The sequence below is a fragment of the Pantoea anthophila genome (genome assembly GCF_026104315.1).
GTDB classification, from domain to species: Bacteria; Pseudomonadota; Gammaproteobacteria; order Enterobacterales; family Enterobacteriaceae; genus Pantoea; species Pantoea anthophila.
Genome location: NZ_CP110473.1, coordinates 884,872 through 910,912, shown reverse-complemented (window position 1 = coordinate 910,912; position 26,041 = coordinate 884,872). Strand labels below are relative to the sequence as shown.

Below are 26,041 nucleotides of genomic sequence, written 5' to 3'. Positions count from 1 at the left end.
TTTTTTACCGACCGTTCACTTTGCACTCAATTCGCTGCCTTATTAAACAAAAGCCAGGTAACAGGGCATAAAAAAACGGGCCAGAGGCCCGTTTTTATCTCGCAGGATTACTGATGAGCTGTGATCACATCGTTTTCCACATCCATCTGGATCGTTTTGCCCGGCACCAGTGAACCAGAAAGGATCTGCTGTGCCAGCGGGTTTTCGATCTGCTGCTGTATCGCCCGTTTCAGCGGACGAGCACCATAGACCGGATCGTAGCCATTCTCCGCCAGCAACCGCAGAGCCTCCTCGGAGATATGCAACTGATAGCCCCGCTCCTCCAGACGGTGATACAGCCGCTGCAGCTGAATCTGAGCAATAGAGGCAATATGCTTCTCAGCCAGCGGATGGAACACCACGACCTCATCAATACGGTTGATGAATTCAGGACGGAAGTGCTGGCCAACCACACCCATCACAATCTCTTTCATTTCCGGATAGCCGAGATCACCGAACCGCTCCTGAATTAAATCTGACCCAAGGTTAGAGGTCATGATCACCACGCTGTTACGGAAATCGACCGTTCTGCCCTGTCCATCCGTCAGGCGTCCATCATCCAGCACCTGCAGCAGAATGTTAAAGACATCAGGATGCGCCTTTTCGACCTCATCCAGCAGGATGACGGAGTAAGGACGACGACGTACCGCTTCAGTCAGATAACCGCCCTCTTCATAACCGACATAACCCGGAGGGGCACCCACCAGCCGTGACACCGAATGTTTTTCCATAAATTCGGACATGTCGATACGCACCATGGCATCGTCACTGTCGAACAGGAAGTTAGCCAGCGATTTACACAGCTCGGTCTTACCTACACCGGTCGGCCCCAGGAACAGGAACGAACCGATAGGACGGTTAGGATCCGACAGACCGGCACGGCTGCGACGAATCGCATTGGATACCGCCTCAACGGCTTCATCCTGTCCGATAACCCGGCCATGCAGCTCCTGCTCCATCCGCAACAGCTTATCGCGCTCACCTTCCATCATTCGTGCTACCGGGATACCGGTCCAGCGGGCCAGCACATCGGCAATCTCCACATCTGTTACCCGGTTACGCAGTAACTTCATGGTTTTGCCTTCCGCCTGGGTCGCTGCAGCTAACTGTTTTTCCAGGGCCGGAATTTTACCGTATTGCAGCTCTGACATCTGAGCGAGATCGCCCTGACGACGGGCCTGCTCTAAATTGAGACGCGCCTGCTCCAGTTCAGCTTTGATGTTCTGCGTGCCAGATAATGAGGCTTTCTCGGTTTTCCACTCATCTTCAAGCTCGGCATACTCCCGCTCTTTCTGATTCAGCTCGCTCTCCAGCATCTCAAGGCGTTTGATGCTGGCATCATCAGCCTCTTTCTTCAGTGCCTGCTGCTCCAGCTTCAGCTGAATGATGCGACGCTCCAGGCGATCCAGTGACTCCGGCTTAGAGTCCATCTGCATACGAATGCTGGATGCCGCCTCGTCGATCAGGTCAATCGCCTTGTCAGGCAGCTGCCGGTCCGCAATGTAACGATGAGAAAGCGTTGCAGCCGCGACGATCGCCGGGTCAGTGATCTGCACATGATGATGCAGTTCATAACGCTCTTTCAGGCCGCGCAGAATGGCGATGGTATCTTCGACACTCGGTTCCGCCACAAAGACTTTCTGGAAACGGCGCTCCAGCGCAGCATCTTTTTCAATATACTGCCGGTACTCATCCAGCGTAGTGGCACCGACACAGTGCAGCTCGCCACGCGCCAGCGCGGGTTTAAGCATATTGCCGGCATCCATCGCGCCGTCAGCTTTACCGGCACCGACCATCGTATGCAGCTCGTCGATGAACAGAATGACGTTACCTTCCTGCTTCGACAGATCACTAAGCACCCCTTTCAGGCGCTCTTCGAATTCACCGCGATATTTAGCACCGGCCACCAGCGCACCCATATCCAGCGCCAGAACCCGCCGGCCTTTCAGACCTTCAGGCACTTCGCCATTGATAATGCGCTGCGCCAGCCCTTCAACAATCGCTGTTTTACCCACGCCGGGTTCACCAATCAGCACCGGGTTATTTTTGGTACGGCGCTGCAACACCTGGATGGTGCGACGGATCTCTTCATCACGGCCGATAACCGGATCGAGTTTGCCCTTCTCGGCGCGCTCGGTCAGATCGATGGTATATTTCTTCAGTGCCTGGCGCTGATCTTCAGCCCCCTGATCGTTCACGTTGTCTCCTCCCCGCATTTGTTCAATCGCACTGGTGATTTTTTCGCGAGTGGCACCTGCCGCTTTGAGCAGATCGGCCAGAGAGCCGCGTGATTCCAGGGCAGCCAGAACAAATAATTCAGATGAAATAAAGTTGTCGTTGCGCTTCTGCGCCAGTTTGTCGCACAGGTTTAATACCCGGACGAGGTCAGATGAGGGTTGAACATCCCCTTCGCTGCCTTCAACCTGCGGCAGGCGGTCAATGGCCTGCTCAACCTGCGCGCGAAAAGGTGTCACGTCGACACCGGCCGACGTCAGTAAAGGCGAAACCGATCCGCCTTCCTGTTTGAGCAATGCGCTCATCAGGTGCAGAGGTTCAATAAATTGGTTGTCGTGTCCCAGAGCCAGGGACTGCGCGTCGGCGAGAGCCAGCTGAAATTTGTTGGTAAGACGATCCAGACGCATAATTCCTCCCATTACAGGTCAAAATGCTACTGGAGATTAAATGAGGTCATCCCTCAAATTTTCAAGGTTAATGACCTGAGATTTGAGTAAAAAATACGCTAACTGGACCGTCTTATCGCGTAAGGTTATAACAGCCAGATCAAAGTTGCCATACGCCCGGTGATCCCATCGCGGCGGAAAGAGAAGAAATCGTCACGCTGTGTAAAGGTACAGCGACTGTCGGCGCTGATGGAACGGACGCCTGCAGCCTGCAGTCGCCTGCGCGCCAGCAGCCAGATATTGGCGTAGAATCGCTCTCCCGACGGATGAAAAGCCTGTCCGGCGTGGGGGTCCTGAGCCACAAAGGCGTCGCGCACTTCGGCACCGACCTCAAACGCATCAGGGCCGATTGCCGGCCCCAGCCAGGCATGAATCTGATCGGGCGGCGATCGGAACTGCGCCAGGGTATTTTCCAGAACGCCCGCACAGAGGCCACGCCAGCCGGCATGCGCGGCCGCCACTTCAGCACCGTCCTGCGAACAGAACAGCACCGGCAGACAGTCAGCCGTCATAATGGCGCAGACCACGCCAGGCTCGGAGGTAATGCAGGCGTCAGCGCGTAATGGCGTCTCTCCGCCCTCAGCCAGACGCACGACGCCGGTGCCGTGCACCTGATCCAGCCACTGTGGCATCGCAGGCAACCCCGCCTCATCAACCAGCAACTGACGGTTACGCGCAACCGCGTCGGGATTATCCCCCACGTGCCCGCCCAGGTTAAGCGCATCCCACGGGGAATGACTGACTCCGCCCTGGCGGCGGGTTGAGCAGGCCCGGACACGCGCCGGTGCGGGCCATTGAGGAATAATCAGATCCATCACCAGTCCATCTGATCTTTAAATTCTGCGGTGTCTGCTTTTAACGCCGCAATCAGATCGACCATGTCCTGCGGGATAACCGCATGAAACTCCATTTCAATACCGCTGATAGGATGGTAAAGACGCAGCATCGTAGCGTGCAGCGCCTGACGGTCAAAGCCCCGTAGCGTAGCGATAAACGCCTCTGACGCGCCTTTTGGCGGACGCGGGCGCCCACCGTAGAGCGGATCGCCCACCAGCGGATGGCTGATGTGCGACATATGAACGCGGATCTGGTGAGTACGCCCGGTTTCCAGACGCAGACGCAGACGCGTGTGCGCACGGAAATGCTCCATGATGCGGTAGTGCGTGACCGCCGGTTTCCCCATCGGGTGTACGGCCATGTGCGTACGTTTGGTGGAGTGACGACTGATCGGCTCTTCGACCGTGCCGCCCGCTGTCATATTACCAATCGCAACGGCTTCATATTCGCGGGTAATTTCACGCCGCTGCAGTGATTCCACCAGATGCGTCTGCGCCGGTACGGTTTTCGCCACGACCATCAGGCCGGTCGTGTCTTTATCCAGGCGGTGTACAATGCCCGCACGAGGCACATCCATGATCGCAGGATAGTGATGAAGCAATGCATTCAGCACCGTGCCATCCGGATTACCGGCACCGGGATGCACCACAAAATCGCGGGGTTTATTGATGACAATGATGTCTTCATCTTCGTAAACGATGTCGAGTGGCAGATTTTGCGGTTCCCAGCGCTGTGCCTCCTCAATCTCAGCGTTAATCGCGACCAGCTCGCCGCCCAACACTTTTTCTTTTGGGGTATCGACCATGACGCCGTTTACCGTCACGCGACGATCGAGGATCCACTCTTTTATGCGTGAACGTGAATAATCAGGGAACAATTCCGCCAAAGTCTGATCTAAGCGTTGTCCGAGTTGTGATTCGGATACCGTTGCGGTGAGTTGAACTTGTTGTGCCATATACAGCTTCTTCGTTAACGTTGGGTTTTCACGGCGATGCCGTTTAATATAATGTGCTATCGTACCTGGTCATTACCGGGAGCTATACGGACAGCTTCCGCCATAACATTTGAGGATAATCACTTCGTCATGACGCGTATGAAACATCTGGTGGCTGCTGCCACACTGAGCCTGGCACTTGTTGGTTGTTCCGGCTCAAATGACGCGGTACCGGACAGCCCGCCTTCTGAAATCTATGCCACAGCGCAGCAAAAGCTGCAGGACGGTAACTTTAAAGCTGCGATTAAGCAACTGGAAGCGCTGGATAATCGTTATCCGTTCGGTCCTTACTCGCAGCAGGTGCAGCTGGATTTAATCTACGCGTACTATAAAAATGCCGATCTGCCTCTGGCACAGGCTGCCATTGCGCGCTTTATGCGCCTCAACCCGACCCATCCGAACATCGACTATGTCATCTATATGAAAGGTCTGACGGACATGGCGCTGGATGATTCAGCACTGCAGGGCTTCTTCGGTATCGATCGTTCTGACCGCGACCCGACGCACGCACGTGATGCTTTCCGTGACTTCTCACAGCTGCTGCGCAGTTACCCGAACAGTCAGTATGCCGCTGACGCGCAGAAACGTCTGGTCTACCTGAAAGATCGCCTGGCCAAATATGAGCTTTCAGTGGCGCAATTCTATACTAAGCGTGAGGCTTATGTCGCGGTTGTTAACCGGGTTGAAGGGATGATGCGCGATTATCCGGATACGCAGGCGACACACGACGCACTGCCGCTGATGGAGAATGCCTACCGCAACCTGCAGCTGAACGCTGAAGCGGATAAAGTGGCGAAAATCATCGCGGCTAACAATAGCTGACAGCAGGCTGCGTTTCAGCCATAAAAAAAGCAGCCGGAAAGGCTGCTTTTTTTTGCTCACAAAACAGTCATAACTGGATCTGAAATCAGCGAGCTAACCCATCAAGAATGCCGGGTTTATCGGTTCGCTTCAAGGTATTTCCGCCCGTTTCTGAGCCTTTCTCACAGATTGTCAAAACTGACAAAAAGTGACATTTTTCCGTGATAGAAATCTCACATTCAGCGCTTTTTCGCGCTATGCTGAGAAGACCAAGACGGAAATGACAGAGAGGTAAGAACGATGATTCTGAACATTACCAGTAAGCAAATGGAAATCACCCCGGCCATCCGAAGCCATGTTGAAGACCGTCTCGCCAAGCTCGAAAAATGGCAAACCGACCTGATTAATCCGCATATTGTTCTGTCGAAAGAGCCCAAAGAATTCGTGGCCGATGCCACCATTAACACCCCAAACGGGACTCTGGTGGCCAGTGCCAAACATGACGATATGTACACCGCGATCAACGACCTGATTGCGAAGCTGGAGCGCCAGCTCAACAAAGTACAGCACAAGTCTGAAGCACGCCGCGCCAGTGCCAGCGTGAAAGACATCATTCCTGCTGACGAAGCGTCCTGATTTTCTTAACGCGCCTCCGGGCGCGTTTTTTATTGACAGCTTTTAAGCTGTACGGTTACTCTCCCCCTACTCCTTTTGCGGACATTTCCATGAAACATGATCTGTTTTTCTTCGCTTTCTTTTTTACCTTCCCCTGAACGGGAGGCCATTCGTCGTGAGAAAATGAAAGCGAAGACGAACAACCAAGCCTCCCAACCGGGAGGCTTTTTTTTTGGATAGCATACAGGTGAGCCCTATGAATCCCGACAATCCATTGCTGGCGCTACGCGATAAGATCAGCGCAGTGGATAAAAAACTTCTGACGCTGCTGGCTGAGCGTCGTCTGCTGGCAGTGGAAGTTGCGCAGGCCAAGCTGGCTACACATCGCCCGATTCGGGATGTCGAGCGCGAACGCGCGCTGCTGGAAAATCTGATTGTGCTGGGTAAGGCCCATCACCTGGATGCGCATTATATCACCCGTCTGTTTCAGCTGGTCATTGAAGATTCCGTTCTGACCCAGCAGGCGCTGCTGCAAAAGAACCTCAACCACCCTCATGCCCATGCGGCGCGTATCGCCTTCCTTGGACCCAAAGGCTCTTACTCCCATCTGGCGGCACGCAACTATGCATCGCGCCATTTCGATAATATGGTGGAGTGTGGCTGCCTGAAGTTTCACGACATCATCAAACAGGTCGAAAATGGCGCAGCCGATTACGCCGTCATGCCGATTGAGAACACCAGTTCAGGCTCCATCAATGATGTTTATGACCTGCTGCAGCAGACCAGCCTCTCCATTGTGGGTGAACTGACGCTGCCTATCGACCACTGCGTCCTGGTGAAGGGTAGCAGTGACCTGCAGCAGATAGAGACGGTTTACAGCCATCCTCAGCCGTTCCAGCAGTGCAGCCAGTTTATTAACCGTTTCCCGCACTGGAAAATCGAATATACCGAGAGTACGGCCGCGGCAATGGAAAAGGTCGCAGCGCTCAACTCCCCTGCCGTTGCGGCCCTGGGCAGTGAAGCCGGTGGTGAACTCTATCAGTTGCAGGTGCTGGAGCGGAATCTGGCCAATCAGCAGCAAAACCACACCCGCTTCATCGTGCTGGCGCGTAAGGCGATCGATGTGTCAGATCAGGTGCCAGCCAAAACCACGCTGATCATGGCAACCGGTCAGCAGGCGGGCGCGCTGGTCGATGCGCTGCTGGTACTGCGTCAGCACAACCTGATTATGAGCAAACTGGAGTCACGCCCGATTCACGGTAATCCGTGGGAAGAGATGTTCTACATTGATGTGCAGGACAATCTGCAATCAGAGCGGATGCAGCAGGCGCTGCAGGAATTACAGACAATGACCCGCTCGCTGAAGGTGCTGGGCTGTTATCCCAGCGAGAATGTCGTGCCCGTTGAACCTGCCGAATAGAAAAAAGGCATCCGGAAGGATGCCTTTTTCTTTATGGGCGGCTGTCGTTCGCCGATCGCAGCAGGCTGCGACTCTCAATGAGGAAGCGTCGGGCATGATCGCCAAACCACTGCTCTACGCGATTAAAGCTGGCGATGAACGCCTGTTTGTCACCCTGCTCCAGCAGCGCAATCGCTTCACCAAACCGCTGGTAGTAACGTTTAATCAGCGCCAGATTACTCTCTGAAGACATAATGATATCGGCGTAAAGCTGCGGGTCCTGAGCGAATAACCGCCCGACCATCGCCAGTTCCAGCCGGTAAATCGGTGATGAAAGCGCCAGCAGCTGGTCAAGATTGACGTTCTCTTCGGCTAAATGCAGGCCATAAGCAAAGGTGGCAAAGTGACGCAGCGCCTGGATAAACGCCATGTTCTGATCGTGCTCAACCGCACTGATGCGATGCAGGCGCGCACCCCAGACCTGAATCTGCTCCAGGAACCATTGATACGCCTCCGGCTGCCGGCCATCACACCAGACCACCACCTGTTTCGCCAGGCTGCCACTGTCCGGACCGAACATCGGATGAAGACCCAGCACCGGACCGTTATGGGCGGCCAGCATCGCCTGCAGAGGGCGATTTTTGACCGACGCCAGGTCGACCAGAATGCAGTCGTCTGGCAGAGGGGGTAATTGTGCAATCACCTGTTCAGTCAGGTGAATCGGCACGCTGATGATGACCATACCGGCATCACGGAGCAAGGTCTCCGCCTGCGGCCAGTCCTCTTTATCCAGCGTTTTCACCGTATAGCCTGACAGGCCGAGCATCTTTTCAAAGAGTCGGCCCATCTGGCCCTTGCCGCCAACGATCACCACCGGACGCAGTGCCGGGCACAGGGTTTTAAAGCCTTTATCATTCTCGCTGGTATAGGATTCGCGCATCACGCGACGCAGCACATCCTCAATCAGATCCGGCGGCACACCGAGCGCTTCAGCCTCTTTGCGACGGGAAGCCAGCATTGACGCTTCCCGTTCAGGCACATAGATAGGCAGGCCGTAACGGCTTTTAACTTCCCCTACCTCAGCGACCAGCTCCAGACGTCTGGCCAGCAGATCAAGGAGCGCTTTATCAACACTATCAATTTGATCGCGTAACGCGGTCAGTTCAGCCACCATTCCTCTTATACCTCTTGTGACAGACGCGCCGACAGCACTCCCTTCAGATCCTGATGCATCTCACGCAGCAACGTTTCGGTCACGTCCCAGCTGATGCACGCATCGGTGACGGAAACGCCATATTTCATTTCGCTGCGTGGCAGTTCAGAAGACTGGTTACCCTCATTGATATGGCTTTCCAGCATCAGACCAATGATTGAACGGTTCCCGTCTTTGATCTGGGCGATAGCGGATTCCGCTACGCCAGGCTGACGGCTGTAGTCTTTGTTCGAATTACCATGGCTGCAATCTATCATTAAGGCAGGACGCAGTCCCGCCTTCTGCATCTCTTTTTCACACTGTGCGACATCGTCAGGACCGTAGTTCGGCGCTTTACCACCACGCAGGATTACATGCCCATCCGGGTTGCCCTGCGTCTGCAGCAGGCAGACCTGACCCGCCTGATTGATGCCGACGAAGCGATGCGGCATTGCCGCGGCGCGCATCGCATTGATCGCCGTGCCCAGGCTGCCATCGGTGCCATTTTTAAAGCCTACCGGCATGGAGAGACCCGAAGCCATTTCGCGGTGCGTCTGGGATTCGGTCGTGCGTGCGCCAATGGCGGACCAGCTGAACAGATCACCCAGATATTGCGGGCTGTTTGGATCGAGCGCTTCTGTCGCCAGCGGCAGGCCCATTTCAACCAGGTCCACCAGCAGCTTACGAGCGATGTGCAGACCCGCTTCCATATCGAACGAGTTATCCATGTAAGGATCGTTGATCAGCCCTTTCCAGCCGACGGTGGTACGGGGTTTTTCAAAGTAGACGCGCATAACGATATAGAGCTGATCGCTCAGCTGTTCAGAAAGGGTTTGCAGACGACGCGCATAGTCCAGTGCGACTTCGGTATCGTGAATTGAACAGGGTCCGCATACCACCAGCAGACGCGGATCGCGCCCGGCAATGATGTCAGAGATGGTCTGGCGTGAAGCCGCAACCTGCTCCTGCTGTTCCGGCGTCAGTGGAAACTTCGCTTTCAGCTCTTCAGGTGTAATTAAAACCTGTTCACCGGCGATGTGCACATTGTTCAGCGCGTCTTTTTGCATGATGGCGATCCTTTATCTCGTATTGGCGGTTCTGGACTCCTCGCTGAGGATTGACGTCACTGTATCACAGCCGGTACACAGTGCAAGATAGTATGTACACATTAATTACCACAGATCAATAACCGTCGCAGCAACCTATAATTTAATCAATAAAATCAAATGCATAAATAATAATACAGAATAGAGCACCAAGACTAAAATGTAATTATATCTTTACACCCGCTTTTATTGTTTTTCTTGCCGGCGCAGGCAAAATGAAACGATTAAGGGTTTGCATCCGGGAATGATATGCCTTCAACACCACGCACGACGCATCTGCGACCTTTCCTGTTAAGCGATGTTCCTGCGTTTACCGCTGCGGTGAACGCCTCGCTGGACAGCCTGATCCCCTGGATGGCCTGGGCACATCACGACTATCAGCCGCATGAGGCGGAGAGCTGGATCCGCTTTACCCACTGGCAACGGATGCGGGAAGAAGCTGAAGAGTTTGCGATTGTCGATCAGCACGATCAGCTGCTGGGAGGCGCAGGCGTGCGCTTTGCCCGCCATCCCGGCGCTGCCAGTGCGATTGGCTACTGGGTGCGCAGTGATGTTCAGCGTCAGGGGATTGCGACCCGTGCCGTCGCCGCTTTATTGCCGCTGGGGTTTTCACGTCCTGAAACACGGGTGATTGAGATTCTGGTGGCCGAGGATAATCTCGCCAGCCGAGCCGTCGCGGAGAAGTCGGGCGGCGATTTTATTGGCTGTCGTTACGGCCTGATCGTGCTCAATGACGGGCCGGTCAATACCGCGATTTATCATTTTCAGCGGCCAGAGACTGCTTAACGGCAGGCAACAGGACAAAAAAAAAGGGGCTGGCAGATGCCAACCCCTTGTTTGCTATTAACTTTCAGATGTCGCGTTAGCGATACCTTAGTTAAGACGCTCTTTAATACGAGCAGACTTACCAGTACGCTCACGCAGGTAGTACAGTTTGGCTTTACGCACAGCGCCACGACGTTTAACAGCGATGCTGTCAATGACCGGCGAGTGAGTCTGGAATACACGCTCAACGCCTTCGCCGTTAGAAATTTTGCGAACAGTGAATGCAGAGTGCAGACCGCGGTTACGAATAGCGATAACCACGCCCTCGAATGCCTGCAGACGTTTTTTAGAACCTTCAACGACCCATACTTTCACTTCCACGGAATCACCCGGGCGGAAGGAAGGTACGTCCTGTTTCATCTGCTCTTGTTCAATTTGCTTGATAATGTTGCTCATAATTAAATCTCATATCCTGGGTAAACTGATAGTCGGGGAAGATTACTCTTCCACATCATCGTTTTGTTGCTGCTGATGTTCCCGCTGGAACTCATTCAGCAACCTTGCTTGCTCTTCAGTCAGAGCCAGGTTTTCCAGAAGTTCAGGTCTTCTTAGCCAGGTACGGCCTAGCGACTGCTTCAGACGCCAGCGGCGAATATCGGCATGGTTACCTGACAGTAAAACTGCCGGGACTTCCACGCCCTCTAACACTTCAGGTCGGGTATAGTGCGGACAATCCAGCAAGCCGTCAGAGAACGAATCCTCATCGGCTGACGCCTGCTTGCCGAGTACGCCGGGAATAAACCGGGCGACTGCGTCAATCATCGTCATGGCTGGCAGTTCCCCGCCACTGAGAACGTAATCACCGATTGACCATTCTTCATCAATTTCGGCGTGAATTACGCGCTCATCTATCCCTTCATAACGGCCACAGACCAGAATTAACTTGTCTCGTGCCGCCAGTTCGCAAACGCCCTGTTGGTCCAGTTTGCGCCCCTGAGGTGAAAGATATATCACCCTGGCGCCATCACCTGCCGCTGCTTTCGCTGCGGAGATGGCATCCCGTAAGGGTTGTACCATCATCAGCATTCCCGGTCCGCCGCCGTAAGGACGATCATCCACGGTACGGTGCCGGTCGTGCGTGAAGTCACGCGGACTCCAGCTTTGAATGCTGAGCAGACCGTTTTTTACAGCCCGGCCAGTTACCCCGTAGTCGGTAATAGCGCGAAACATTTCTGGAAACAGGCTAATAACACCAATCCACATTGTATTCGCCGTTACGTTACCGCTCGATTCGGAGCTCAAAAACCAGGATCCCAATCTACCTCAATGACGCGAGTAGAGAGATCGACTTTCCTGATAACCTGTTCATCAAGAAACGGAATTAACCGCTCCTGAACACCGAATGCATCCTTCAGGTTTGCCTTAACGACGAGAACGTCGTTCGAGCCGGTTTCCATCATATCGATGACTTTGCCCATCTCGTAGCCTTCAAGGTTAACCACCTGGCAGCCCATAAGGTCTTTCCAGTAGTAGTCACCCTCTTCCAGCGATGGCAACTGCGTCGAGTCAACCTGAATTTCGCAATTGGTTAACTGAGCCGCCGCATCCCGATCTTCAATGCCTTTGACTTTGATGATCAGGTCCTGATTGTGGTGCTTCCAACTTTCCAGTTCGACATGCTGCCATTTACCGGCGCGCTGGATGAACCAGGGTTGGTAGCTGAAGATGCTTTCAGCGTCTTCAGTGGAGGAAAACACTTTGAGCCAGCCGCGAATACCGTAGGCGGCTCCCATCTTGCCCAATACAATCGGGTTGACAGGAGGCTGTGCGGCAATTTGTCTGCTCATGCTCACCACCGTGACAGATTAAGCTGCTTTCTTAGCTTCTTTGACCAGCGCGTTAACGCGATCAGAAAGCGTTGCGCCCTGGCCAACCCAGTGCTCGATACGATCCATATCCAGACGCAGACCTTCAGCCTGACCAGAAGCGATCGGGTTGAAGAATCCAACGCGCTCGATGAAACGACCGTTGCGTGCATTGCGGCTGTCAGTAACGACGACCTGATAGAACGGACGCTTTTTAGCGCCGTGACGTGCCAAACGAATTGTTACCATAACATCCTCTTCAGTTAATAAAACACCCGGCCCCCATCGAGGAACGGGGTCCGGGTGCTGTATAAAAAGCCCGAAAATTTTACTCATTTTGGCGCAAAAAGCAACCTAAACCGCGTCCTTTCGGGCTTTTTTGTGGAACCCTTAGCGGCCAGGGAATCCTGGCGGCATCATACCTTTCATGCCGCGCATCATTTTCGCCATACCGCCCTTCTTCATCTTCTTCATCATACGCTGCATGTCGTCGAACTGCTTTAATAAGCGGTTAACGTCCTGCACCTGCATGCCGGAGCCGGTGGCGATGCGGCGTTTACGCGAGCCTTTGATGATCTCTGGCTTCTCACGCTCTTTGCGTGTCATCGAGTTGATGATGGCTTCCATGCGCACCAGAACCTTGTCATCCATCTGCGACTTCACATTGTCAGGCAGCTGTCCCATGCCGGGCAGTTTACCCATCAGGCTGGCCATGCCGCCCATGTTACGCATCTGCTTCAGCTGCTCAAGGAAGTCGTTGAGATCGAAACCGTCACCGGTTTTCAGCTTCTTCGCCAGCTTCTCTGCTTTATCGCGGTCAACCTTGCTTTCGATATCTTCGATCAGTGACAGCACGTCACCCATGCCGAGGATGCGTGATGCAATACGGTCCGGATAGAACGGTTCCAGGGCTTCGGTTTTCTCGCCGACCCCCATAAATTTAATTGGCTTGCCGGTGATATGACGAATCGACAGCGCCGCACCCCCACGTGCATCACCGTCAACTTTGGTCAGGATCACGCCGGTGAGCGGCAGCGCTTCGTTGAAGGCTTTGGCCGTGTTGGCCGCATCCTGACCGGTCATGGCATCGACCACAAACAGCGTTTCTACCGGATTAATCGCGGCATGAACCTGTTTGATTTCGTCCATCATCGCTTCATCAACGTGCAGACGACCCGCGGTATCCACCAGCAGCACATCGTAGAATTTCAGGCGCGCTTCACGCAGCGCATTGTTGACGATCTCTACTGGCTTCTGGCTGAGGTCAGAGGGGCAGAAATCCACGCCAACCTGCTGCGCCAGCGTTTCCAGCTGTTTGATTGCCGCCGGACGATAAACGTCGGCAGAGACAACCAGCACTTTCTTTTTGTGCTTCTCGCGCAGGAATTTACCCAGCTTACCCACGCTGGTGGTTTTACCGGCACCCTGCAGACCCGCCATCAGCACCACGGCTGGCGGCTGAGCGGCCAGGTCGAGAGCATTGTTCTCTGCCCCCATCGCCGCAACCAATTCGTTACGAACGATTTTGATGAACTCCTGACCCGGCGTCAGGCTTTTGTTTACATCATGGCCGACCGCGCTCTCTTTCACGCGGTTAATGAAGTCACGCACCACCGGCAGCGCAACGTCAGCTTCAAGCAGTGCCATGCGCACTTCACGCAGGGTCTCTTTAATGTTCTCTTCAGTCAGCCTTCCGCGGCCGCTGATGTTTCGCAGGGTTTGCGACAAACGATCGGTTAAATTATCAAACATGGTCTCTCACTTAAAAAGATCGCGAGGCGCCTGATCGGCAGAATGCGGCGGATTATAACACGAAGCCGCCGCGATCTCTGCAATTGCCCCTCAGATCGTTTGGAGCCTGCTGCGGCTGGCGCTATACTGCCTTTTTCCTTATCTGACTGAACCTGAAAGGATCTATGTTCGTTTTCCCGATAGTGGCGCTGTTAGCCTACTCCTTAAGTCTTGCCCTGATCATTCCGAGCCTGCTGAAGCGTAATGGCGGCTGGCGGCGAATGGCGATGCTCTCTGCCTGTGTGGCGCTGGTGACACACGCGGTAGCCCTGCAGCAGCGCATATTTGCGGTTGATAGCGGCCAGAATTTAAGCCTGCTCAACATCGGTTCACTGGTCAGCCTGTTGATCTGCGCCATTATGACCATTGTGGCGTCACGCAACCGCGGCTGGTTGCTGCTGCCGATTGTCTACAGCTTCGCGCTGATCAATCTGGCCTTTGCGACCTTTGTCCCTAATGCCTTCATCACCCACCTAGAAACGACGCCAGGGATGATGATCCATATCGGCCTGTCGCTCTTCGCCTATGCAACGCTGATTATCGCTGCCCTCTATGCGCTGCAGCTGGCATGGATCGATTACCAGTTAAAAAACAAGCGCCTGGCGTTTACGCAGGATATGCCGCCGCTGCTGACCATCGAACGCAAGATGTTTCATATCACGCAGGTCGGGGTAGTTCTGTTAACGCTGGTGCTCTGCACCGGTCTGTTTTACATGCAGGATCTTTTCAGCGCCGAAAACGTCGATAAAGCCGTGCTTTCGATTATCGCGTGGTTTGTTTATATCGTTTTGCTCTGGGGACACTATCATGAAGGCTGGCGTGGTCGCCGCGTCGTCTGGTTTAACTGCAGCGGTGCGGTGCTGTTGACCATGGCTTACTTCGGCAGTCGCATCCTGCAGCATCTGCTTGTCCCTGTCTCTCATTAAAAAGGAAGTTCTGCGTTGGAACATGTTTCAACCACCACGCTGATTATTATTCTGTGCGTCATGGTTCTGGTCTCCGCCTGGTTTGCCGGGTCGGAAACCGGCATGATGACGCTTAATCGCTATAAGCTGCGCCATCAGGTTAAAAACGGCAGTCGCGCTGCGCGCCGGGTGGAAAAGTTACTGCGGCGTCCCGATCGGCTGCTGAGCCTGGTATTAATCGGCAATAACCTGGTAAATATTCTGGCCTCCGCCCTCGCCACCATCGTCGGCATGCGCCTGCACGGTGACGAAGGGGTCGCCGTCGCGACCGGTATCCTGACCTTCGTCGTACTGGTCTTTGCTGAAGTGCTGCCGAAAACGGTAGCCGCGCTCTATCCGGAGCGGGTCGCCTTTCCCAGCAGCCTGCTGCTGGTCCCGCTGCAATACATCATGCTGCCGCTGGTCTGGCTACTGAATACCATTACCCGTCTGCTGATGCGGATGGTGGGAATCCGGGCTGAAGGCGCAATCAGTTCTGCGCTGAGCAAAGAGGAGCTTCGCACCATCGTCTATGAGTCACGTAGCCTGATGTCGCGCCGTAATCAGGATATGCTGCTTTCGGTACTCGATCTGGAGAAGGTCAGCGTTGATGACATCATGGTGCCGCGTAACGAGATTGTCGGTATCAACATCAGCGATGACTGGAAATCAGTGGTCCGCCAGCTGAGCCACTCACCGCATGGCCGCATTGTCCTGTTCCGTGACTCACTGGATGACTGTGTCGGCATGCTGCGGGTGCGTGAAGCCTGGCGCATGATGACCGAGAAAAAAGAGTTCACCAAAGAGATGCTGCTGCGCGCTGCGGATGAGATTTACTACATCCCGGAAGGAACACCGCTCAACACCCAGCTGGTAAAATTCCAGCGCAACAAAAAGAAAACGGGCCTGGTGGTGGATGAATATGGCGATATCAAAGGACTGGTGACCATAGAAGACATTCTGGAGGAGATCGTGGGGGATTTTACCACCTCAATGTCGCCGTCGCTGGCCGAAGAGGTAATGCCCCAGAATGATGGTTCCGTGCTGATCGAAGGCAGTGCCAGCGTGCGTGAAATCAACAAGGCGTTTAACTGGCATCTGCCAGAGCAGGAAGCCCGCACCATCAACGGTATGCTGCTGGAAGCGCTGGAGGAGATCCCCGCTATCAACACCCGCGTTCAGATCGGTCACTACAATATCGATATCCTGGACGTGCAGGACAACATGATTAAGCAGGTGCGCATCACGCCGAAGACCCCGCTGAAAAAATCGGTCGGTTCCTGAAACCATAAAAAAACGCCGCAATCGACACGATGCGGCGTTTTTTTTAGCCGGGCAGCTCTGACTAGATGTGCAGTTCTTTCAGCTTTTCAGCAGGCAGTTTCAGATCTTCGTTACGGTTAACGCCGATCTCATGCGCCAGCACGTTGCGGGCAATCTGCTGCGCTTCATCCAGTGAGTGCATTTTGTAGCTGCCACACTGGTATTCGTTCAGCTCAGGGATCTGGTTCTGATCTTTCACTTTCAGAACGTCTTCCATTGCCCCTTTCCACGCTTTCGCCACGCGCTGCTCATCTGGCGTACCGATCAGGCTCATGTAGAAGCCGGTACGGCAGCCCATTGGTGAAATATCGACGATTTCCACACCGTCACCGTTGAGGTGATCACGCATAAACCCGGCAAAGAGATGCTCCAGCGTATGAATGCCACGCTCAGTGAGGATATCAATGTTCGGGCGGCAGAAACGCAGGTCAAAAACGGTAATCGTATCGCCATGCGGAGTCTTCATGGTTTTCGCAACGCGAACCGCCGGTGCGCCCATGATGGTGTGATCAACGGTAAAACTATCCAGTAGTGGCATACGTCACCTCCTGTTCTGAGAATTTTTTTAAAAACGATGAAACTTTTCTGTTCGCCCAACGTCTGAATATATGAAAGACGCGCATTTGTTATCATCATCCCTGACAACAGAGATGTTAATTTGGCCACATTGATGTGGCCTTTTTCTTTTCTACCCTTCCCGGCTCGCCAGATACGCTTCAAAATCCAGCTTATCGTTCGCTTCCAGCTGCTGCTGCGCCGCGACAGATTCCTGCGCCTGACGCGAGAAATCCTCTTCGGTCAGCACCTCCAGCGGCTCTTCGCAGAGCAGATGACGATACTGTTCAGCCAGCGCTACGCCGGTTCCGGTCACACCATTATCTTTCATGGCCTGAAGAATGCGCGCCGAGTAGGTTAGCTCAGGATCGTCGAACGATGCTACCAGTTGATCGCAAACCTGCTGATATTCCGTGCTCGCCTGATTGTTGCTGTCTAACACTTCAGCAACCCGACGCAGATCGGCAAACAGGGTTTTGCCCACTTCAACCAGCGAATGTTCCGCTTCACCACAACCTACGGCAATTTTCTGATCCGGTTTACGGCCTTCCAGCACCACGCGGTTCCAGTTTTTACGGGTACACTGCAGCTCTTCTGCACTCATCTCCGGTGCATCGGCCAGCGTACACCAGATCAGGAACAGGTCGAGGAAGCGCACCTGGTTCTCATCCACCCCAATAGCCGAGAAGGGGTTGATATCCAGTGAACGGACTTCAATGTACTCAATGCCACCCCGCAGCAGCGCGTCAGATGGCGCTTCACCGGAACGGGTCACCCGTTTTGGCCGGATTGGCGCATAGAGTTCATTCTCAATCTGCAGCACGTTGGTATTGAGCTGCAGCCAGTTGCCGTCAGCATCTTTCGTGCCCATGCCCGCAAACTCTTCTGACGGCGTTTTGATCGCTTTCTTCAGCGCCGTGACATAGCCTTCCAGCGAGTTAAACGTAATGCCCAGCGAGCTCTGCGATTTATTGGTGTAGCCGAGATCGCTCAGACGTAATGAGGTTGCATAAGGCAGCCACATTGTATCTTTATCGTTGGTTTCAAACGGCAGCGGGCTCTCACGGCCCTGCAGGAAGCTGGAGCTGATCGCTGGCGATGCGCCAAACAGATAAGGGATCACCCAGCCGAAGCGATAGTAGTTGCGGATCAACCGCAGGTAGCCCGCCGAGATGGTCTCTTTTCCGCTCTCCAGATCTTTCACATCCGCCCACTCCTGCCAGAAGGAGAGCGGCAGCGAGAAGTTGTAGTGAATGCCGGAGATGGTCTGCATCAACGCGCCGTAGCGGTTTTTCAGGCCCTGACGATAGAGGGTCTTCATCTGACCAATGTTGGATTGACCATACTGTGCCAGCTCAATATTGTCCGCATCGTCAATCACGCACGGCATACTGAAAGGCCACATACGCTCGTCACCCAGCTCACGGGCAACGTGACGATGGATATCGCGCAGGAAAGCCAGCATGTGATCGATGCTGTGATCCACTGGGGTAATAAACTCCAGCAACGTTTCGGCAAAATCGGTGGTGATCCAGTCATGCTTCAGCGCCGACCCCAGCGAGGCCGGGTGTCCGCTTTTTGCCAGGTCGCCATTTGCCTGTACGCGCAGTGTTTCACGCTCGATGCCACGGCCAATGCCCTTGAGAGCATTGGAATGCGCTTCCAGCCAGGAGAGCGCTTTAGAGACGTCCGGGATCACATTCCCCCCCCGCTGTGATAATAATTTATTTTTGTTCAGCATAATCTTAACCGTAGCCTCGAATCTGTGCGAATCAATGCCACCATTCCATACCCTGTAATGTGGCTATCGCGATAACGATATAACGCAGTGTTTTACCGACAGCGAGAAACAGCATCACTGGCAGCCAGGCGAACCGTAACCAGCCCGCGAGAACGCAGAGCAGGTCACCTATCACCGGTAGCCAGCTGAAGAGCAGCGCTGCAGGTCCCAGCCGGTGCAACCACGTCATTGCTGTGTCATGCCATCGCCCCTGACCTTTTAACGGCAGCAGGCGACCAATAAGAATGTTCGTTAAGCCGCCCAGTGTGTTTCCCAGTGATGCGGCTAAAAGCAATCCGTAAACTGATGTCTTTTTTGCTATCAATAGTGCTATCAGCAGTGCTTCAGAACTTCCAGGCAGAAGCGTCGCACTCAAAAAACTGCTGCCGAACATGGAGGCATAGGTGAGGATGTCACTCACAGTAAGCGCACATCCACCACATCCATCCCTGCCGCTTTCGCGGCCTGAATGCCAAAATCGGCATCCTCAAAGACCACACACCGTTCAGGCGCCACCCCCATCAGCGCTGCGCAGCGCAGAAAGGTTTCTGGCTCGGGTTTGTGTCGCTTCACATCATCAGCACCCACCACAGCCGAAAACAGCTCACGCACGCCCAGTTGCGTCAGTAACGCCTCCGCCATGCTGTGCTCGCTTCCGGTGCCCACCGCCATCGGACGACGCCCGTGGTACGCTTTAGCCACTTCCAGTAAAGGCAGCGGCCTGACGTTGTCCAGCAGCATCGCTTTCACGGCAGCGGTTTTCTCTGCGGCAAGAAGATGGGGATCGAGAGACGACTGATTGGTGTCAATGATGAACTGCGCAAGCCGCCAGGCGGGTGCGCCATTGAAGTCGATAATACGTGCTTCATCCAGCGTTAATCCGTAGTGCGCCAGTACCTGACGCCACGCTTTTCGATGTGTCGGCTCTGTATCCAGGATCGTGCCGTCCATATCGAAAATCAGGGCGTCATAGTGATCGTACATTGTCACTCCGGACATTCATCAAATGAGACATTACTTTAGCCTAATGTGGACAGGTTGTCGCCAGGGGGGATGAACAGCAAATGCTTTGAAAGCATTAACAATTTTTCTTTTCAGATAAAGGTGATCGTGCGCGACCAGCGATAACAGTACGAATTTACAGCGATTTTTTAACAATCGTCTGGTGCCAGGGCGGCGGCGCACCTGCATGAGAGGCAAACTGCAGCGGGTTATGCAGGACAGGTGTGGCTGGGCGTTGCTTAAGATGAAATGATGAATCTGTTACGCAGATGAGGCTGAAAAGCCGCGTGGATGGAGCCAGAGAAAAAGAGAAGAGCGAGAATGCGGGCTGGACTCTAACTACGTCATGACACACTGAGGCACTGACCATATTGAAGAATATGGTGCATCCAGGAGGATTCGAACCTCCGACCGCTCGGTTCGTAGCCGAGTACTCTATCCAGCTGAGCTATGGATGCATTGAGGGTATTGCGTTTTTTATGGACGTTCAGAAACCAACCTGAGGATGTTACAAAGAATGGTGCATTCAGGAGGATTACTCAGCTTGCGCTTCGCACTGCGGGCCGTTGCTGATGCAACCTTATCCTCCTTAGTGCGGCCTGAACGCTAACTACGTCATGACACACTGAGGCACTGACCATATTGAAGAATATGGTGCATCCAGGAGGATTCGAACCTCCGACCGCTCGGTTCGTAGCCGAGTACTCTATCCAGCTGAGCTATGGATGCATTGGGGTGTTGCGTTTTTTTATGGACGTTCAGAAACCAACCTGAGGATGTTACAAAGAATGGTGCATCCAGGAGGATTCGAACCTCCGACCGCTCGGTTCGTAGCCGAGTACTCTATCCAGCTGAGCTATGGATGCATAAATCTGATTCTTGTACAACGCAGGGTGCTGACTACTCACCATGAAAGGAATTGCTAATTCGCTTTATTTCGATGGTGCATCCAGGAGGATTCGAACCTCCGACCGCTCGGTTCGTAGCCGAGTACTCTATCCAGCTGAGCTATGGATGCATCGAAAATGGCGGTGAGGGAGGGATTCGAACCCTCGATACAGCTTTTGACCGTATACTCCCTTAGCAGGGGAGCGCCTTCAGCCTCTCGGCCACCTCACCTTACGCTTTCTTTCGAACCGTGCTTCTGAACTTGTTTCTGCTCATCGGCACTGCGTGGCGCACATATTACTTTCCCGGACTTTTAAGTCAAACAATTTTTCCGAAACTTTGTTTGATTGAGCAAATCACACACAATTGGAACAAAATGGCGGCAAAAAGAGTGAATTATCAACAATGAAAGAGGAGGACGTTAACAAAACGGAGAACAGCGGGAGAGAACAAAGGGTGGGATTTTTTGCAGAAAGCGGTAGCGCCTCGCACAGGTGCGAGACGCTGAATCCGTTAAACGCTGGTCTGTTGCGTTTTTTCAGCCTGGATGCGTTGATAGATCTCTTCGCGATGCACAGACACTTCTTTCGGCGCGTTAACCCCTATACGAACCTGGTTACCCTTAACACCCAGCACCGTTACCGTTACCTCATCACCGATCATGAGGGTTTCACCAACTCGACGAGTTAGAATAAGCATTCTTTGCTCCTTGAAAGATTAAAAGAGTCGGGCTTGTACAGGCTCCCGGCATTATCCATCATTTAACGCTGCGCATTGACTATGAGGAATACACCAATGCACATCGATGCGCCAATACATTCTGCTGATAGTTAGTTTAGCCGAAATACACTACATCAACCTGACTTTGTCATTTGCTGCTTTAGCATCGTATTAAAAAGCGCCGGAACCGGGGTTCTGACGCTTCTGACCATGCTTTGTTTTATTTCATTACAGGCGGCTGCTAACCCAGCTCTCAACCCCTGCCAGCGCGCCTTTCAGCGCCTCAGCATCGTTACCACCCGCCTGAGCCATATCCGGACGACCACCGCCCTTCCCGCCTACCTGCTGCGCCAGACCGGCAATCAACTCGCCTGCTTTAACACGGTCGGTCAGATCTTTGGTCACACCCGCGATGAGCGATACCTTGCCTTCCGCCACCGTCGCTAACACGATAATCGCCGATCCCAGCTGATTCTTGAGATCGTCAACCATGGTACGCAGCATTTTCGGGTCAACATTGCTGAGCTCGCTCACCAGCAGCTTCGCCCCTTTGACATCAATGGCATTGCTGCTCAGTGACGCGCTCTCCTGCGCAGCCTGCTGATCGCGCAGTTGCTGCAACTCTTTCTCCAGAGCCCGGACGTGGTCAACCAGACCGCGTACCTTCTCGTTCAGGTTGCTGCTGTTCGCTTTTACCAGCTGCGCAATATCCTGCAGCTGGCTGCTCTGCGCGTTGACCTGAGCCAGCGCACTTTCACCGGTAATCGCCTCGATACGACGGATGCCGGCAGCGGTGCCTGACTCAGCCTGAATGCGGAACAGACCGATATCGCCAGTGCGTGCCGCGTGGGTTCCCCCACACAGTTCGACAGAGAAGTCACCCATGGTCAGCACGCGAACACGCTGATCATACTTTTCGCCGAACAGGGCCATCGCCCCTTTAGACTTCGCCGCATCAAGATCCATCACCTCGGTTTCCACCGGCAGGTTGCGACGAATCTGTGCATTGACGATATCTTCGACCTGACGAATCTCCTGAGGTTTCATCGCTTCAAAATGCGAGAAGTCGAAACGCAGATATTTATCATTAACCAGAGAGCCTTTCTGCCCCACGTGCTCACCTAAAACCTGGCGTAATGCGGCGTGCAATAAGTGCGTGGCAGAGTGGTTAAGACGGATGCGTGCACGACGTGCCGCATCAACCTGCGCCTCAAGGCGGTCGCCGATACGCAACTGCCCGGCGGTCAGCTTACCGACATGACCGATTGCCTGACCATATTTTTGTGTATCCTGGACGCTAAATTCAGCATTCTTCCCTTTCAGCAGACCGGTATCGCCAACCTGACCACCCGATTCGCCATAGAATGGCGTTTCATCCAGCACAACGACGGCATCCTGACCTGCGGACACTTCATCCACCGCCTCACCTGCAACATAGAGTGCTTTTACGGTGGCGGCTAAATCGAGCTGGTCATAGCCTTTGAAGGAGGAGGCCGCATCGATGCGGATTACGTTGCTGTAGTCAGCGCCGAAGCCGCTCGCTTCACGGGCACGCTGACGCTGCTGCTCCATCGCCTGCTCGAAGCCCGCTTCGTCGATTTTCAGATTGCGTTCGCGGCAGACGTCAGCGGTTAAATCCGCCGGGAAACCAAAGGTGTCGTAGAGACGGAAGACGATTTCACCATCCAGGGTGTCGCCCTGCAGTTTTGCCAGCTCCTCGTCCAGCAGCGCCAGTCCGCGTTCCAGCGTGCGGGCAAACTGCTCTTCTTCGCTTTTCAGCACCTGCTCAACCTGAGCCTGCTGGCGCTGCAACTCTTCGCCTGCAGCACCCATGACCTCAACCAGCGGCGCAACCAGCTTATAGAAAAAGGCCTCTTTGGCACCCAGCATGTTGCCATGACGCACGGCACGACGAATGATACGACGCAGCACGTAGCCCCGGCTCTCATTGGACGGGATCACACCATCGGCAATCAGGAAGGCGCAGGAGCGGATGTGGTCGGCAATCACGCGCAGCGATTTGTTGCTGAGGTCAGTCGCACCGGTAACCTGCGCCACAGCCTGAATCAGTTTCTGGAACAGGTCGATTTCGTAGTTAGAGTTGACGTGTTGCAGAACGGCAGAAATGCGCTCCAGACCCATCCCGGTATCAACCGAAGGTTTGGGCAGCGGCAGCATGGTGCCATCCGCCTGGCGGTTGAACTGCATAAAGACGATGTTCCAGATCTCGATGTAACGGTCACCATCCTCTTCCGGGCTGCCTGGCGGGCCACCCCAGATGTGATCGCCATGATCGTAGAAAATCTCGCTGCACGGACCACACGGACCGGTGTCACCCATCTGCCAGAAGTTATCTGACGCGTAGGCGCCGCCCTTGTTGTCGCCGATGCGAATAATGCGCTCGCGTGGCACACCGATCTCTTTTTCCCAGATCGCGTAGGCTTCATCATCGGTTTCATAAACCGTTACCCACAGACGCTCTTTTGGCAGGCCGAACCACTGTTCGCTCGTCAGCAGTTCCCAGGCAAAACCAATCGCCTCTTTCTTGAAGTAGTCACCAAAGCTGAAGTTACCCAGCATTTCAAAGAAGGTGTGGTGACGCGCGGTGTAGCCGACGTTTTCAAGATCGTTGTGTTTTCCGCCCGCGCGCACGCAGCGCTGCGACGTGGTCGCCCGTGTGTAATCACGTTTGTCCTGACCGAGGAACACATCTTTAAACTGGTTCATCCCGGCGTTAGTAAACAACAACGTTGGATCGTTATTCGGTACGAGGGAGCTGCTGGTTACAACCTCATGTCCCTTGCTATGAAAAAAGTCGAGAAACGCCTGACGGATCTCAGCAGTGCTCTTGCTCATATATGTCCTGGAATCACGCTAACGAACGTTCCCACCGATCGGTGCGACCCCATTTTCCTGGTGCCGGATCAGCGGAACAAAAAGTGGGAATAAGATAAATTTTCTTCAGTGGGAAGTAAAATTACATCGGCCCTTAGTCATCAAAATTTCTGAAAACAGACTGGATATCTTCGCTCATAAACCCTTTTGACTGCAGGTAGCGTAGTACTTTCGCTTTCTCTTTCCACTCGACAGGCAGCGGATGCCCGAATTTTCGTTCGGCCAGTTCCGCCGCACAGGCAGCCCAGTCCACCTCCGTTTCTTCCATCGCAATATCAATGGCTTCACGGTCAATGCCTTTCTGGGCCAGTTCAAGACGGACACGCTGGGAGCCAAAGCCTTTCCGGCTGCGGCTCTGAATAAACCGTTCAGTGAAACGCGCGTCGTTCAGCCAGCCGTTCTCCTGACACCAGTTCAGCACCTGCTCCAGCAGCGCGTCGGTGATGATCTCAGGCTCTTTTTTCTGCGCCCATGCCGCACGCTGCGCCGATTGCTGCAGCTTACGCGCCAGCTCTGCACGGCTGTGATCGCGCTGGCCCAGAATACGCATCGCGCGGTCCAGCAGGCGGGAATAGGAGACAACATTGGATTGGGGTTGGGGCTGAGTAGATTCAGTCATACTGCGCACCTTGTACAAACAGGGGAAAGATTATGGCGACAGAACAGGACAGAGGGAAGGCAGGAGAGGTACAGAGGGAAGTAAAAACAACGGGAGAGGCATGCGCCTCTCCCGTCTTAGTCATCAGAAGTCTTCGTTCGCTTCGCTGGCTGCGTTCTCATTCTCAGCAGATTTGTCTGCTTCGAGTGATTCATCCGCGCCGTTGAGCAGTAACTCACGTAACTTCAGATCGATTTCGTTTGCCACAGCCGCATTCTCTTTCAGGAAGTTGCTGGCATTCGATTTACCCTGACCAATCTTGTCGCCATTGTAGCTGTACCATGCACCCGCTTTTTCAATCAGCTTGTGCTTCACGCCCAGGTCAACCAGCTCACCGAAGGTATTGATCCCTTCACCGTACATGATCTGGAATTCAGCCTGTTTAAACGGCGCGGCGATTTTGTTTTTCACCACTTTAACGCGGGTCTCACTGCCGACTACGTTATCGCCCTCTTTAATCGCACCGATACGGCGGATATCAAGACGGACAGAGGCGTAGAACTTCAGCGCGTTACCGCCGGTGGTGGTTTCCGGGTTACCAAACATCACACCAATCTTCATACGGATCTGGTTGATGAAGATCAGCAGGGTGTTTGACTGCTTCAGGTTACCGGCCAGCTTACGCATCGCCTGGCTCATCATACGTGCCGCGAGGCCCATGTGAGAGTCACCGATCTCACCTTCGATTTCCGCTTTCGGCGTCAGCGCCGCAACGGAGTCGACGATGATGACATCGACCGCGCCAGAGCGGGCCAGTGCATCACAGATCTCCAGCGCCTGCTCACCGGTGTCCGGCTGTGAGCAGAGCAGGTTGTCGATATCAACGCCCAGCTTCTTGGCATAGACCGGGTCAAGCGCATGCTCGGCATCGATAAAGGCACAGGTTTTGCCTTTACGCTGAGCTGCGGCGATGACCTGCAGGGTCAGCGTCGTTTTACCGGAAGACTCAGGTCCGTAGATCTCAACGATACGACCCATTGGCAGACCGCCTGCGCCTAACGCGATATCCAGCGACAGCGAACCGGTAGAGATGGTTTCCACATCCATTGAGCGGTCTTCACCCAAGCGCATGATGGAGCCTTTACCAAATTGTTTCTCAATCTGGCCCAGCGCGGCAGCTAAAGCCTTCTGTTTGTTTTCATCAATCGCCATTTCAACTCCTAATCAAGCCGGGTAAACACGCACTCAGGG

General features: G+C 54.0%; 25 protein-coding genes, 5 tRNA genes and 1 other annotated feature. Of the genes, 7 read left to right on the top strand and 23 right to left on the bottom strand.

Going from position 1 to position 26,041, the window contains the following annotated elements:
* Window positions 1-107: 107 nt before the first annotated feature.
* From clpB to rluD, 3 genes are all read right to left on the bottom strand, one after another.
* A complete protein-coding gene (gene clpB / locus OJ965_RS06875; RefSeq protein ID WP_046102433.1) occupies window positions 108-2,681 on the bottom strand; it encodes an ATP-dependent chaperone ClpB in 2,574 nt (857 codons plus the stop codon).
* Window positions 2,682-2,806: 125 nt separating this feature from the next.
* Complete coding sequence (gene yfiH, locus OJ965_RS06870; protein WP_265138475.1) at window positions 2,807-3,535, bottom strand: purine nucleoside phosphorylase YfiH; 729 nt, start codon at window positions 3,533-3,535, stop codon at window positions 2,807-2,809.
* On the bottom strand, window positions 3,535-4,512 hold the full coding sequence (rluD, locus tag OJ965_RS06865; protein ID WP_265138474.1) for a 23S rRNA pseudouridine(1911/1915/1917) synthase RluD: 978 nt from the start codon (window positions 4,510-4,512) through the stop codon (window positions 3,535-3,537). Before rluD ends, yfiH begins: the two co-directional genes overlap by 1 nt.
* A 129-nt stretch (window positions 4,513-4,641) precedes the next feature.
* Between rluD and bamD the strand changes: the two genes are divergently transcribed.
* From bamD to pheA, 4 genes are all read left to right on the top strand, one after another.
* Entirely contained in the window at window positions 4,642-5,373 is a 732-nt protein-coding gene (gene bamD / locus OJ965_RS06860) for an outer membrane protein assembly factor BamD (RefSeq protein WP_009086788.1), read from the top strand.
* A 279-nt stretch (window positions 5,374-5,652) separates the two neighbouring features.
* Window positions 5,653-5,988, top strand: a complete 336-nt coding sequence (gene raiA, locus OJ965_RS06855) for a ribosome-associated translation inhibitor RaiA (RefSeq protein WP_009086789.1) — start codon at window positions 5,653-5,655, stop codon at window positions 5,986-5,988.
* A gap of 88 nt (window positions 5,989-6,076) precedes the next feature.
* Window positions 6,077-6,201: a sequence feature (Phe leader region), on the top strand.
* Complete coding sequence (gene pheL, locus OJ965_RS06850) at window positions 6,078-6,125, top strand: pheA operon leader peptide PheL (RefSeq protein ID WP_193387678.1); 48 nt, start codon at window positions 6,078-6,080, stop codon at window positions 6,123-6,125. Its footprint overlaps the feature before it by 48 nt.
* Window positions 6,202-6,223: 22 nt before the next feature.
* A complete protein-coding gene (gene pheA / locus OJ965_RS06845; RefSeq protein WP_265138471.1) occupies window positions 6,224-7,387 on the top strand; it encodes a bifunctional chorismate mutase/prephenate dehydratase in 1,164 nt (387 codons plus the stop codon).
* Between the two features lie 31 nt (window positions 7,388-7,418).
* Here pheA and tyrA read toward each other — a convergent pair whose 3' ends face one another.
* Both tyrA and OJ965_RS06835 read right to left on the bottom strand, forming a co-directional pair.
* Window positions 7,419-8,540 (bottom strand): bifunctional chorismate mutase/prephenate dehydrogenase, encoded by a 1,122-nt coding sequence (gene tyrA / locus OJ965_RS06840; RefSeq protein WP_009086795.1) that lies wholly within the window; start codon window positions 8,538-8,540, stop codon window positions 7,419-7,421.
* 5 nt (window positions 8,541-8,545) lie between these two features.
* Window positions 8,546-9,625 carry a 3-deoxy-7-phosphoheptulonate synthase gene (locus tag OJ965_RS06835; protein ID WP_265138469.1) on the bottom strand — a complete coding sequence of 360 codons (1,080 nt, stop codon included), beginning with the start codon at window positions 9,623-9,625 and terminating at the stop codon, window positions 8,546-8,548.
* A 288-nt stretch (window positions 9,626-9,913) separates the two neighbouring features.
* Here OJ965_RS06835 and OJ965_RS06830 point away from each other — a divergent pair, with 288 nt between their 5' ends.
* Window positions 9,914-10,450, top strand: a complete 537-nt coding sequence (locus OJ965_RS06830) for a GNAT family N-acetyltransferase (protein ID WP_265138468.1) — start codon at window positions 9,914-9,916, stop codon at window positions 10,448-10,450.
* Between the two features lie 87 nt (window positions 10,451-10,537).
* On the opposite strand, the gene rplS is transcribed toward OJ965_RS06830, so the two are convergent.
* The 5 genes from rplS to ffh all read right to left on the bottom strand — a co-directional run bounded on the left by rplS (window position 10,538) and on the right by ffh (window position 14,046).
* Window positions 10,538-10,885, bottom strand: coding sequence for a 50S ribosomal protein L19 (gene rplS / locus OJ965_RS06825; RefSeq protein ID WP_003849035.1), 348 nt, complete (start codon window positions 10,883-10,885; stop codon window positions 10,538-10,540).
* Between the two features lie 42 nt (window positions 10,886-10,927).
* The gene (trmD, locus tag OJ965_RS06820) at window positions 10,928-11,692 is read right to left on the bottom strand and encodes a tRNA (guanosine(37)-N1)-methyltransferase TrmD (RefSeq protein ID WP_009086876.1); all 765 of its coding nucleotides are present in this window, start codon (window positions 11,690-11,692) and stop codon (window positions 10,928-10,930) included.
* Window positions 11,693-11,727: 35 nt separating this feature from the next.
* Window positions 11,728-12,276 carry a ribosome maturation factor RimM gene (gene rimM / locus OJ965_RS06815; protein ID WP_009086878.1) on the bottom strand — a complete coding sequence of 183 codons (549 nt, stop codon included), beginning with the start codon at window positions 12,274-12,276 and terminating at the stop codon, window positions 11,728-11,730.
* An 18-nt stretch (window positions 12,277-12,294) separates the two neighbouring features.
* The gene (gene rpsP / locus OJ965_RS06810) at window positions 12,295-12,543 is read right to left on the bottom strand and encodes a 30S ribosomal protein S16 (protein WP_009086880.1); all 249 of its coding nucleotides are present in this window, start codon (window positions 12,541-12,543) and stop codon (window positions 12,295-12,297) included.
* Window positions 12,544-12,684: 141 nt separating this feature from the next.
* On the bottom strand, window positions 12,685-14,046 hold the full coding sequence (gene ffh / locus OJ965_RS06805; RefSeq protein ID WP_009086882.1) for a signal recognition particle protein: 1,362 nt from the start codon (window positions 14,044-14,046) through the stop codon (window positions 12,685-12,687).
* Between the two features lie 164 nt (window positions 14,047-14,210).
* Between ffh and OJ965_RS06800 the strand changes: the two genes are divergently transcribed.
* Both OJ965_RS06800 and OJ965_RS06795 read left to right on the top strand, forming a co-directional pair.
* A complete protein-coding gene (locus OJ965_RS06800; protein WP_009086884.1) occupies window positions 14,211-15,011 on the top strand; it encodes a cytochrome C assembly family protein in 801 nt (266 codons plus the stop codon).
* Between the two features lie 15 nt (window positions 15,012-15,026).
* Window positions 15,027-16,313, top strand: a complete 1,287-nt coding sequence (locus OJ965_RS06795) for an HlyC/CorC family transporter (protein WP_033736021.1) — start codon at window positions 15,027-15,029, stop codon at window positions 16,311-16,313.
* Window positions 16,314-16,374: 61 nt separating this feature from the next.
* On the opposite strand, the gene luxS is transcribed toward OJ965_RS06795, so the two are convergent.
* From luxS to recA, 13 genes are all read right to left on the bottom strand, one after another.
* Entirely contained in the window at window positions 16,375-16,890 is a 516-nt protein-coding gene (luxS, locus tag OJ965_RS06790; RefSeq protein ID WP_265138460.1) for an S-ribosylhomocysteine lyase, read from the bottom strand.
* A gap of 150 nt (window positions 16,891-17,040) precedes the next feature.
* The gene (gene gshA / locus OJ965_RS06785) at window positions 17,041-18,648 is read right to left on the bottom strand and encodes a glutamate--cysteine ligase (protein WP_265138458.1); all 1,608 of its coding nucleotides are present in this window, start codon (window positions 18,646-18,648) and stop codon (window positions 17,041-17,043) included.
* Between the two features lie 31 nt (window positions 18,649-18,679).
* Entirely contained in the window at window positions 18,680-19,108 is a 429-nt protein-coding gene (locus tag OJ965_RS06780; protein WP_046102439.1) for a YqaA family protein, read from the bottom strand.
* The gene (yqaB, locus tag OJ965_RS06775; RefSeq protein WP_046102440.1) at window positions 19,105-19,671 is read right to left on the bottom strand and encodes a fructose-1-phosphate/6-phosphogluconate phosphatase; all 567 of its coding nucleotides are present in this window, start codon (window positions 19,669-19,671) and stop codon (window positions 19,105-19,107) included. Before yqaB ends, OJ965_RS06780 begins: the two co-directional genes overlap by 4 nt.
* 399 nt (window positions 19,672-20,070) lie before the next feature.
* Window positions 20,071-20,147 (bottom strand) — tRNA-Arg (locus OJ965_RS06770).
* Window positions 20,148-20,341: 194 nt separating this feature from the next.
* Window positions 20,342-20,418: transfer RNA gene (locus OJ965_RS06765), tRNA-Arg, on the bottom strand.
* Window positions 20,419-20,478: 60 nt separating this feature from the next.
* Window positions 20,479-20,555, bottom strand: a tRNA-Arg gene (locus tag OJ965_RS06760).
* Between the two features lie 75 nt (window positions 20,556-20,630).
* Window positions 20,631-20,707: transfer RNA gene (locus OJ965_RS06755), tRNA-Arg, on the bottom strand.
* Between the two features lie 8 nt (window positions 20,708-20,715).
* Window positions 20,716-20,808, bottom strand: a tRNA-Ser gene (locus OJ965_RS06750).
* Window positions 20,809-21,090: 282 nt separating this feature from the next.
* The gene (gene csrA, locus OJ965_RS06745) at window positions 21,091-21,276 is read right to left on the bottom strand and encodes a carbon storage regulator CsrA (protein ID WP_008927091.1); all 186 of its coding nucleotides are present in this window, start codon (window positions 21,274-21,276) and stop codon (window positions 21,091-21,093) included.
* A gap of 249 nt (window positions 21,277-21,525) precedes the next feature.
* Window positions 21,526-24,153: an alanine--tRNA ligase gene (gene alaS / locus OJ965_RS06740; RefSeq protein ID WP_046102441.1), complete on the bottom strand. Its 2,628-nt coding sequence runs from the start codon at window positions 24,151-24,153 to the stop codon at window positions 21,526-21,528.
* Between the two features lie 133 nt (window positions 24,154-24,286).
* Window positions 24,287-24,811 carry a regulatory protein RecX gene (locus tag OJ965_RS06735; RefSeq protein ID WP_009086897.1) on the bottom strand — a complete coding sequence of 175 codons (525 nt, stop codon included), beginning with the start codon at window positions 24,809-24,811 and terminating at the stop codon, window positions 24,287-24,289.
* Between the two features lie 123 nt (window positions 24,812-24,934).
* A complete protein-coding gene (gene recA, locus OJ965_RS06730; protein ID WP_009086899.1) occupies window positions 24,935-26,002 on the bottom strand; it encodes a recombinase RecA in 1,068 nt (355 codons plus the stop codon).
* Between the last annotated feature and the right edge of the window lie 39 nt (window positions 26,003-26,041).

What these genes read in the sequence shown, in the direction of transcription:
- pheA (WP_265138471.1), top strand. Translation starts at nt 6,224, where the DNA reads ATGAATCCCGACAATCCATTGCTGGCGCTACGCGATAAGATCAGCGCA.
- raiA (WP_009086789.1), top strand. Translation starts at nt 5,653, where the DNA reads ATGATTCTGAACATTACCAGTAAGCAAATGGAAATCACCCCGGCCATC.
- tyrA (WP_009086795.1), bottom strand. Translation starts at nt 8,540, where the DNA reads ATGGTGGCTGAACTGACCGCGTTACGCGATCAAATTGATAGTGTTGAT.
- OJ965_RS06800 (WP_009086884.1), top strand. Translation starts at nt 14,211, where the DNA reads ATGTTCGTTTTCCCGATAGTGGCGCTGTTAGCCTACTCCTTAAGTCTT.
- clpB (WP_046102433.1), bottom strand. Translation starts at nt 2,681, where the DNA reads ATGCGTCTGGATCGTCTTACCAACAAATTTCAGCTGGCTCTCGCCGAC.
- rluD (WP_265138474.1), bottom strand. Translation starts at nt 4,512, where the DNA reads ATGGCACAACAAGTTCAACTCACCGCAACGGTATCCGAATCACAACTC.
- OJ965_RS06735 (WP_009086897.1), bottom strand. Translation starts at nt 24,811, where the DNA reads ATGACTGAATCTACTCAGCCCCAACCCCAATCCAATGTTGTCTCCTAT.
- rimM (WP_009086878.1), bottom strand. Translation starts at nt 12,276, where the DNA reads ATGAGCAGACAAATTGCCGCACAGCCTCCTGTCAACCCGATTGTATTG.
- yqaB (WP_046102440.1), bottom strand. Translation starts at nt 19,671, where the DNA reads ATGTACGATCACTATGACGCCCTGATTTTCGATATGGACGGCACGATC.
- ffh (WP_009086882.1), bottom strand. Translation starts at nt 14,046, where the DNA reads ATGTTTGATAATTTAACCGATCGTTTGTCGCAAACCCTGCGAAACATC.
- luxS (WP_265138460.1), bottom strand. Translation starts at nt 16,890, where the DNA reads ATGCCACTACTGGATAGTTTTACCGTTGATCACACCATCATGGGCGCA.
- trmD (WP_009086876.1), bottom strand. Translation starts at nt 11,692, where the DNA reads ATGTGGATTGGTGTTATTAGCCTGTTTCCAGAAATGTTTCGCGCTATT.
- OJ965_RS06830 (WP_265138468.1), top strand. Translation starts at nt 9,914, where the DNA reads ATGCCTTCAACACCACGCACGACGCATCTGCGACCTTTCCTGTTAAGC.
- rpsP (WP_009086880.1), bottom strand. Translation starts at nt 12,543, where the DNA reads ATGGTAACAATTCGTTTGGCACGTCACGGCGCTAAAAAGCGTCCGTTC.
- gshA (WP_265138458.1), bottom strand. Translation starts at nt 18,648, where the DNA reads ATGCTGAACAAAAATAAATTATTATCACAGCGGGGGGGGAATGTGATC.
- rplS (WP_003849035.1), bottom strand. Translation starts at nt 10,885, where the DNA reads ATGAGCAACATTATCAAGCAAATTGAACAAGAGCAGATGAAACAGGAC.
- OJ965_RS06835 (WP_265138469.1), bottom strand. Translation starts at nt 9,625, where the DNA reads ATGCAAAAAGACGCGCTGAACAATGTGCACATCGCCGGTGAACAGGTT.
- yfiH (WP_265138475.1), bottom strand. Translation starts at nt 3,535, where the DNA reads ATGGATCTGATTATTCCTCAATGGCCCGCACCGGCGCGTGTCCGGGCC.
- bamD (WP_009086788.1), top strand. Translation starts at nt 4,642, where the DNA reads ATGACGCGTATGAAACATCTGGTGGCTGCTGCCACACTGAGCCTGGCA.
- alaS (WP_046102441.1), bottom strand. Translation starts at nt 24,153, where the DNA reads ATGAGCAAGAGCACTGCTGAGATCCGTCAGGCGTTTCTCGACTTTTTT.
- recA (WP_009086899.1), bottom strand. Translation starts at nt 26,002, where the DNA reads ATGGCGATTGATGAAAACAAACAGAAGGCTTTAGCTGCCGCGCTGGGC.
- csrA (WP_008927091.1), bottom strand. Translation starts at nt 21,276, where the DNA reads ATGCTTATTCTAACTCGTCGAGTTGGTGAAACCCTCATGATCGGTGAT.